The organism is Pseudoxanthomonas broegbernensis (genome assembly GCF_014202435.1).
GTDB lineage: Bacteria > Pseudomonadota > Gammaproteobacteria > Xanthomonadales > Xanthomonadaceae > Pseudoxanthomonas > Pseudoxanthomonas broegbernensis.
On sequence record NZ_JACHGU010000030.1, the window covers coordinates 1 to 1,316 of the forward strand.

Genomic DNA, 1,316 nt, shown 5'->3' on the forward strand with positions numbered 1-1,316 from the left:
AGGCGGTGGTGTGGCGGGCCAGCAACTACGGCTGGGACCGGGCGGTGACCGTGGACAGCATCGGCGGGCTTAACATCGGCTTCCCGGGCCAGTACTACGATCAGGAAACCAACCTCTGGTACAACATGAACCGGTATTACGACGCGCGGCTGGGGGCTTATACGCAGGTCGACCCGGTCGGGCTGGCGGGTGGGTTGAATCCGTATGTTTATGTCGGAGGGAATCCAATCGATACGATTGATCCGCTGGGATTGATCGGCTACCTATGTCAAAAAGGCAACAACATTGGCATCGCCATTCCGATCAATTTCCAAGGTGCTTCGCAAGCTCAGATTGCTCAAGTTACAAATGCTATTCAAAGTGCTTGGAGTGGGAAGTTTGGCTCTTATAACGTCAAGACGGTGGTTCAGTCGATCCCGACATGGCATGTCGGTACCACCAACGGCATTGCTGTGCGGGAAGGTGACGGGACGTCGTATGTCCAGACGCCCTGGATGATTGAAGGCGTTTGGTATATGCCCGGCCAGTGGGGCGATGCGACTTTTGCGCATGAAGCAGGCCACTTGCTTGGTTTGGGTGACTATGGCCCAGGGATTATGGGGAGAGACCTCACCGTTCCTGTCAACGAGCAGAACATTAAGGACATTTTAAAGTCCGGAAACGAGGCGATTAGACATGGCTGCGGGTGCAATAATTAATTCCTTTGCTGCTGCGGCCCTAGTTCTCTTGTCTGGGTGCCATGCGGATCAAGATGCCACTACCCTCAGTGAGCGGTATCGGGTTTGTGCAAACCTTCCGCGCGGTGTTTACTTTCAAAGTCACACACCTGGTCCAGACTTTGATCTAGGTGCATTGAAATTAGAAAGGGTGACTGTAGATGTTTTTATTGGTGGACATCCAAGGTTCTCCAACCAAGTGATGAAGAGGGGCGTAGAAGCAACGGATGGGTTCAGGTTGCTTGGCAGGGAAAGAAGTGACGGGCTGGATAAGCTGCTGTTTGGCTACGAGCGAGGCGATAAGGAGGGGCCGGTATACGTAATGTTTATGGCTCCCGATTTGCACGCAGTCGAGAAGGTTATAACGAGGAAGAACTTGCTTGTTAGCTGTAAGTAGTTCCAAATAGATAGAAAGAAAAAAGCCCCGCACACGCGGGGCTTCTTCTTGACGGCCGCTGTTGCCGTTGCCTTCTGCTATGCAGTTTTGAAGCGTCCTCGTTAATTCGTCGCCCCTGAAGTATCCGCTTCAGCAGGCCATTGCGACGCGCGCACCTGAGCTGCGAGCCGCCGACGGCAACAGGCACTCCCGGATCCAGGCAC

The 1,316-nt window shown here is 53.7% G+C and carries 1 protein-coding gene; it reads left to right on the forward strand.

Going from position 1 to position 1,316, the window contains the following annotated elements:
• Nucleotides 1–698: RHS repeat-associated core domain-containing protein (locus tag HNR76_RS15270; RefSeq protein ID WP_281383403.1), on the forward strand; the 698-nt coding region annotated here is incomplete at its 5' end.
• Between the last annotated feature and the right edge of the window lie 618 nt (nt 699–1,316).